This window comes from Streptomyces humi, assembly GCF_001005085.2.
Taxonomy (GTDB): domain Bacteria; phylum Actinomycetota; class Actinomycetes; order Streptomycetales; family Streptomycetaceae; genus Streptomyces; species Streptomyces humi.
The window spans coordinates 35,196-41,705 of sequence record NZ_LBMU02000084.1 but is presented as its reverse complement, the minus strand read 5'-3'; the positions used below and the strand labels follow the sequence as shown (position 1 = coordinate 41,705).

General features: G+C 72.3%; 7 protein-coding genes and 1 pseudogene. 2 read left to right on the top strand and 6 right to left on the bottom strand.

What is annotated here, in order from left to right; genetic code table 11:
- Positions 1-511 (bottom strand): annotated as a pseudogene (locus AAW13_RS47110) (metallophosphoesterase); the annotation flags it as partial.
- A 16-nt stretch (positions 512-527) separates the two neighbouring features.
- Complete coding sequence (locus AAW13_RS33435) at positions 528-767, bottom strand: SCO4848 family membrane protein (RefSeq protein ID WP_046727365.1); 240 nt, start codon at positions 765-767, stop codon at positions 528-530.
- A 91-nt stretch (positions 768-858) separates the two neighbouring features.
- Between AAW13_RS33435 and AAW13_RS33430 the strand changes: the two genes are divergently transcribed.
- Positions 859-2,145: a D-alanyl-D-alanine carboxypeptidase family protein gene (locus tag AAW13_RS33430; RefSeq protein WP_046727377.1), complete on the top strand. Its 1,287-nt coding sequence runs from the start codon at positions 859-861 to the stop codon at positions 2,143-2,145.
- On the opposite strand, the gene AAW13_RS33425 is transcribed toward AAW13_RS33430, so the two are convergent.
- Genes AAW13_RS33425 through AAW13_RS33410 form a run of 4 tightly spaced genes read right to left on the bottom strand, consistent with a single transcriptional unit; the run spans position 2,093 to position 4,966 of the window.
- Entirely contained in the window at positions 2,093-2,998 is a 906-nt protein-coding gene (locus tag AAW13_RS33425) for a YihY/virulence factor BrkB family protein (RefSeq protein WP_046727364.1), read from the bottom strand. The genes AAW13_RS33430 and AAW13_RS33425 overlap by 53 nt on opposite strands.
- Complete coding sequence (locus AAW13_RS33420) at positions 2,986-3,411, bottom strand: GtrA family protein (protein ID WP_046727363.1); 426 nt, start codon at positions 3,409-3,411, stop codon at positions 2,986-2,988. The genes AAW13_RS33425 and AAW13_RS33420 overlap by 13 nt, the downstream gene beginning before the upstream one ends.
- A complete protein-coding gene (locus AAW13_RS33415; protein WP_046727376.1) occupies positions 3,408-4,385 on the bottom strand; it encodes a decaprenyl-phosphate phosphoribosyltransferase in 978 nt (325 codons plus the stop codon). Before AAW13_RS33415 ends, AAW13_RS33420 begins: the two co-directional genes overlap by 4 nt.
- Before the next feature lie 56 nt (positions 4,386-4,441).
- Positions 4,442-4,966, bottom strand: a complete 525-nt coding sequence (locus AAW13_RS33410; RefSeq protein ID WP_046727362.1) for a phosphatase PAP2 family protein — start codon at positions 4,964-4,966, stop codon at positions 4,442-4,444.
- Positions 4,967-5,117: 151 nt separating this feature from the next.
- Between AAW13_RS33410 and AAW13_RS33405 the strand changes: the two genes are divergently transcribed.
- A complete protein-coding gene (locus AAW13_RS33405) occupies positions 5,118-6,500 on the top strand; it encodes a decaprenylphosphoryl-beta-D-ribose oxidase (protein ID WP_046727361.1) in 1,383 nt (460 codons plus the stop codon).
- Positions 6,501-6,510: the final 10 nt, after the last annotated feature.

Sequence of the window (6,510 nt, the reverse complement as noted above, 5' to 3'; positions counted from 1 at the left end):
GGCTGGGGGCGGGTGTGGGGGCCGGGGTGGGGGTGGGGGTGGGGGTGGGGTTCTCGGTTTCCGTTTCGGTGCGGCTGAGTTGTCTCAGGGGGACTTCGGGTTGTGCGGACGGTTGCGCTGTGTGGGGGCCGGGCGCGCCCGCGCGGCGGTAGCCGCCCATCGAACACAGTCCCGCGCCCCCTTCGGGGCGCTTCAGGGAGCGCTGCTTCAAGGCGCGGGTCAGCAGGGGACGTACGGCTTCGCCCGCCACCACCGCCAGCAGCAGGTACAGGGACAGGACCATCCACAGGAAGCCCGGCCAGGCGAGCACCCGCTGGAGCGTGAACGGGGCGTGGCCGACCTCGGCGAAGAGGGCGGCGAACATCACCACCGGGCCGACGACGAACAGCGCCGTGCCCGCGCGGCGCGCCCACCCCGGCCCCGCCGTCGTGTCCCGTACCAGGCGGCGCCACAGGTACCAGTACAGGACGGCCACCACGGCCAGGGCGACGAGCCCGAAGACGATGATCACCCCGGTGTGCCTCTTCCTATGACGTGCGGCGCAGTGCGCGCACTCCGCGCAACCCGATGACCCCGATGACCGTCCCCAATACGAAGGACACGACGGCCAGTGTCAGGTGGACCCAGAAGTACGCCGTGGGGCGGCCGTCGTCGAAGGCGAGTCCGCTGCCGTCCTTGACGAGGTTCTTGACGAAAGTGATCCAGATGAACCAGCTCCACACCCCGAAGGCGAGCAGGAACCAGGAGACCGGACGGCTGAGCTTCATGGGTTCAGTATCGCCGCCCGCTGTCCGGTTCCGATTCCGGGGTGGGGCGGGTGGCGGGACTTCGCCCTCCGTGCCGGGTACGTTCTCGTCCGTGTCCGCACCGAAACCGAAGACCGGCCGATCCCTGCTGGTCACCTCCGCCACCCTGCTGTCCCTGTCGCTCACCGCGCCGGCCGCGCTCGCCGCGCCGACGCCCTCGACGAGTCCGTCCGCCACTCCCCCGGCACGGATGTCGACGGTCGGGGGCGCCCGCCTGGGCCGGCCCGGCACCCAGGTGAACCTGGGCGCCGGGGTGCCGGTGCTGCCGAAGGACATCACCGCGCGTTCCTGGATCGTCTCCGACGCCGAGTCGGGCGAGGTGCTCGCCGCGCACAACGCGCACTGGCGGCTGCCCCCGGCGAGCACCCTGAAGATGCTGTTCGCGGACACCGTGCTGCCCCGGTTCCCGAAGGCGACCACGCACAAGGTGGTGCCGAGCGACCTGGCGGGCATGGGCGCCGGGTCCAGCCTGGTCGGGATAAAGGAGGGCCAGACGTACACGGTGCACGACCTGTGGCTGGGCGTCTTCCTGCGTTCCGGGAACGACGCCGTGCACGTGCTGTCCGCGATGAACGGCGGGGTGGAGCGGACGGTCGCCGACATGCAGGACCACGCCGACGAGTTGCAGGCGCTGGACACGCACGTGGTGAGCCCGGACGGGTACGACCAGCCGGAGCAGGTGTCGTCGGCGTACGACCTGTCGCTGTTCGCGCGGTCGGGGCTCCAGAAGAAGGACTTCCGGGAGTACTGCTCGACCGTGCGGGCGAGCTTCCCGGGCGACACGACGAAGAACGCCAAGGGCAGGTCGGTCCGCGGCTCCTTCGAGATCCAGAACACCAACCGGCTGCTCAGCGGGGACGCCGACGTGTCGGTCTACCCGGGTATCGCGGGGGTGAAGAACGGCAACACCACCAACGCGGGCGCCACCTTCACCGGCGTCGCCGAGCGGGGCGGCAAGGTGCTGCTGGTCACCGTGATGAACCCCGAGAAGAAGGAGCACAACGAGGTCTACAAGGAGACCGCCAAGCTGTTCGACTGGGGGTTCCAGGCGGCAGGCAAGGCGACTCCGGTGGGTGAACTGGTCCCGCCCAGGGGGGCGGTGGGCTCCAGTGCCCAGCCGGGGGCGACCGCCTCGGCGACCGCGGACGGCTCCGGGAAGGGCAGCGGCAAGGGCACCGGGTCCAAGCCGGTGGCCGCCGCCTCCGCCGGGGGTTCCCGCGGGATGGGGGTGGCGCTGGCGATCACGGGCGGGGCGCTGGTGCTGCTCGCGGTCGCGGCGTTCCTGGTCAACCGCCGTTGGCCACTGCCGGATCTGGTGCGCCGGCGGACTCGGCCCTGACCGCCCTGCCGCTCTCCGTCGCCGTCCAGGCGGCGCAGAACAGGACGAGTTTGGACGTGAAGTTGATCCACAGCAGCAGGGCCACCGGCACCCCGAACGCGCCGTACATGCTCTTCGCGGCGATCCCCTGGATGTAGCCGCTGAGCAGCAGCTTGAGGAGTTCGAAGCCGACCGCGCCGATCAGTGCCGCGACCAGCAGGCGCCGGCGGGTCGGTTCGACTCCGGGCAGCAGGGTGAGGACGTAGAGCAGCAGCAGGAAGTCGGCGGCCACGGCGACGGTGAACGCGGCGATCCGCAGCAGCACGCTGCCCCAGCCGTGTTCGGCGAGGCCCAGCTGCCGGGACGTCCAGCCGACGGCCGCCGAGGCGAGCGTGGACACGGCGAGGGTGGCGAGCACCGCGCCGCCGAAGCCGAGCAGGATGCCGCCGTCCTTCAGCTTGGCGAGGACCGGGTTCTCGTCCTTGTCGGCCAGCTCCCACACCGCGCGCAGACAGTCCCGCATCTGGCCGACCCAGTTGATGCCGGTGAACAGCAGCACCGCACCGGCGATGAGGCCGACGGCACCGGCGTTCTGGACCAGCGCGTTGATGTCCAGCTGGTCGGAGATGCCGGGCACCTGGTCGGCGATCTTGTTCTGGAGGTCCTTCTGCTGCGACTCGCTCAGTGTGGCGGCCCCGATCGCGGCGCCGACGGTCAGCAGCGGGAAGAGCGAGACGAAGCTGATGAACGTCATGGCGGCGGCCAGCCGGGACCACTTCACCCGGTCGAGCCGCTCGTACGACCGCCACGTGTGCGTGGCCATCAGCCGGCCGACGAGCGGGCCGACGACGGGAAGTTTTCTCAGCCAGTCCATGATCCGACTCTGCCCCCTGCGCGGAATACCAATGTGCGGGTACCCCAGAAGCGCACGAGTGTGGCCAGTGCCATGCCGACGACCGCACCGGATACGGTGTCGGCGCGCCGCGAGGTGAGGCCGAGTCCGTAGTGGCTCACGGTGAGGCAGAGCAGCTGGACCAGGGCGCCGGCGACGTTCACGGCGACGAAGACGGCGTAGGCGCGTATGCCGGTGGCGCGCGCGTGCCGGTAGGTGCCGAGCGCGTTGCCGAGGTAGGCGACCGTGCAACCCGCCACGAAGGACAGGGACTTGGCGGTGAGCGGACCGAGCCCGGCCGGACCGCGCAGCCAGCTGAACAGGGCCAGGTCGGCGGCGTAGGCGAGCAGCCCGACGGCGGCGAACCCCACCAGCTCACGGCGGTCCGCGATCACCAGTGGGCCACGGCGAGGGCGTACATCGTCAGCCAGGCCAGGCCGATCAGAGCGAGGGCGCGGTCGCGCAGGACGACGTCCTCGGGTTCGCCGGCGGTGCCCCGGTCGGCGAAGACGGCGTAGCGCAGGATCGCCAGGATGAAGGCGACCATGGACAGCTGGCGCCAGGGCAGCAGTCCCGGGCCCGGTCCGCCGTGGCCCTCCAGCGCCCACAGGCAGTAGGCGAGGACGGCGACCCCGGCGGCGAGCTGCCAGACGAAACGGAGGTATCCGGTGGTGTACTCGGTGAGCAGCGCGCGCGTGGCGCCCGCTTTCCCGGCCATCTGCACGGCCTCGGAGTAGCGCTTGGCCGACACCATGAAGAGCGCGCCGAAGCCGGTGGTGATCAGGAACCAGCGGGACAGCGGGATGCCGAGCGCGACCCCGCCGATCATCGCCCGCATCAGGAAGCCGGTGGTGACGACGACGAGGTCGACGACCAGGACGTGCTTCAGGGCGACGCAGTACGCCAGTTGCACGGCCAGGTAGGCGACCAGCAGGACCGGGACGAGAGGCGGGGTCAGCCGGGCCGCGAGCAGCGGCGCGAGGACCGCGAGGACGCCTCCCACGGCGTAGGCGACGGGGACCGGGACCCGGCCGGCGGCGACCGGGCGGCGGCACTTCGTGGGGTGGGCGCGGTCGGCTTCGGCGTCCCGGGCGTCGTTGATCAGGTAGACGGCGGCGGCGCAGGCCGTGAAGAGGGCGAAGACCAGGGCCTCACGCAGCAGGGCGGGCACCGAGAACAGCCGTCCGGCGGCCGCCGGGGCGGCGATGACCAGGGCGTTCTTGACCCACTGTTTGGGGCGGGTGGTCTTCAGCAGGCCCGTGAGGAGACCGCCGGGGGTGACCGGGGCCCGTACGGGTCCGGACGGCCGGACGGGGTGGCCGCGCTGCTCATGCAGAGTCGTTTCAGCCCGCGCCTCACCAGCACGCACCTCACCGGCACGCGCCTCACCAGCCCGCGCCTCACCGGCCGCGTGGGCGGTCTCGGTCACGCCCGCCTCCCCGGGTACGAGGCGCCGGGCACTCCGTCGCGCATCCAACGCGCTCCCGCGCGCGCCGTGAGCGCCCCCAGGGCCGCGCCCGCCGCCACGTCCGTCGGGTAGTGCACCCCGACGACCAGCCGGGAGAGGCACACGGCGACCGCGAGGGGCGCGAGGGCGGAGGCGCCGAGCGCTCCGAAGGCGACGGCGGCGGCCGTGGCGGAGGTGGCGTGCGAGCTGGGGAAGGAGTGCCGGCCCGCGGTACGCACCCGGGGCCGCACATGCGCGGGACGCGCCCGCCGTACGACCCGTTTGACGCCCATGCTGCCGAGGTGCGCGCCCGCGACCAGCGCCGTGCCGCGCAACCAGGCGCCGCGTCGCGCGCCGTCCACGGCGGCCCCGGCGAGGCCCGCCGCGAGCCAGAGCGCGCCGTGCTCCCCGGCGAGGGAGAGTCCGCGCGCGGCCGACGCGACGCGTGGATCGGCGCCGCAGGCGTGCAGCGCGGAGAGGATCCGGTGGTCCATGTCGTCCATTGGACTCACTCTTCACCTTCACCCCGCCAAAGCTACGACCATATGGAGCGACATTCGGATAATCACCCGTTTCGGGGAGTCAGGTGATCTTCCGTAACTCAATCCCCTATTCCACCCATAACACCCATACGGCAGCGATACGGTCGTTCTCATGCCTGGAAAGCCTGGAGGGCCCGTCGCGCCTGACACCACCGTCCCCGTCACCGGCTGGGGCCGCACCGCCCCCACCGCCGCCCGGCTGATCCGGCCCCGCACGTACCAGGAGGCCGCCGACGCAGTCCGCAACTGCGGGGCGCGCGGCGGTATCGCACGGGGCCTCGGGCGGGCGTACGGGGACGCGGCGCAGAACGCCGGCGGTGCCGTGCTCGACATGACGGCTCTCGACCGCATCCATGCCATCGACGCGGACGGCGGCACCGTGCTGTGCGACGCAGGGGTCTCGTTGCACCGCCTGATGGAGGTGCTGCTGCCGCTCGGCTGGTTCGTCCCGGTGACCCCGGGCACCCGCCAGGTGACGGTGGGCGGCGCGATCGGCGCCGACATCCACGGCAAGAACCACCATGTCTCGGGATCGTTCTCCCGTCACGTGCTGTCCTTCGAACTCCTCACGGCGGACGGCCATGTCCGCACGGTGAGCCGCGGCACCCCGCTGTTCGACGCGACGGTCGGCGGCATGGGTCTGACCGGAGTGATCCTCACGGCGACCGTCCGCCTCCTCCCCGTCGAGACGTCGTACATGTCCGTCGACACCGAACGCGCCGCCGACCTCGACGACCTGCTGACCCGGCTCACCGAGACCGACCACCGGTACCGCTACTCGGTCGCCTGGATCGACCTGCTCGCGCGCGGCCCGGCGACCGGGCGCGCGGTCCTCACCCGCGGCGACCACGCCCCCCTGGAGGCGCTCGGCCCACGCACCCGCGCCGGACGCGCGCCCCTCGCCTTCCGCCCCCGCAGCCTTCCGCCCGCCCCCGACCTCGTCCCCGGCGGCCTCCTGGGCCGCACCACCGTCGGCCTCTTCAACGAGCTCTGGTACCGCAAGGCGCCCCGCGCCAGCACCGGCCGGCTCCAGCGCGTCTCCGCGTTCTTCCACCCCCTGGACGGCGTCCCGCACTGGAACCGCGTCTACGGCCGGGCCGGCTTCGTCCAGTACCAGTTCGCCGTCGGACACGGCCAGGAGGACACGCTGCGCCGGATCGTGGCCCGGATCTCCGAACGCCGCTGCCCGTCCTTCCTGGCCGTCCTCAAACGCTTCGGCGACGCCGACCCCGGCTGGCTCTCCTTCCCGGTGCCCGGCTGGACCCTCGCCCTGGACATCCCGGCCGCGCTGCCCGGCCTCGCCGCCCTCCTCGACGAACTCGACGAGGAGGTGGCCGCCGCCGGCGGCCGCGTCTACCTCGCCAAGGACTCCCGGCTGCGCCCCGAACTGCTCACCGCGATGTACCCGAGGCTCGCCGAATTCCGCGCCCTGCGGGCGGAGTTGGACCCGCACGGGGTGTTCGTCTCCGACCTGTCCCGCCGTCTCGGTCTCTAGCCCCCAGTCT

Excerpts from the sequence above, each read along its gene's own strand:
- AAW13_RS33425 (WP_046727364.1), bottom strand. The coding sequence starts at position 2,998 with ATGGACTGGCTGAGAAAACTTCCCGTCGTCGGCCCGCTCGTCGGCCGG.
- AAW13_RS33435 (WP_046727365.1), bottom strand. The coding sequence starts at position 767 with ATGAAGCTCAGCCGTCCGGTCTCCTGGTTCCTGCTCGCCTTCGGGGTG.
- AAW13_RS33410 (WP_046727362.1), bottom strand. The coding sequence starts at position 4,966 with ATGGACGACATGGACCACCGGATCCTCTCCGCGCTGCACGCCTGCGGC.
- AAW13_RS33405 (WP_046727361.1), top strand. The coding sequence starts at position 5,118 with ATGCCTGGAAAGCCTGGAGGGCCCGTCGCGCCTGACACCACCGTCCCC.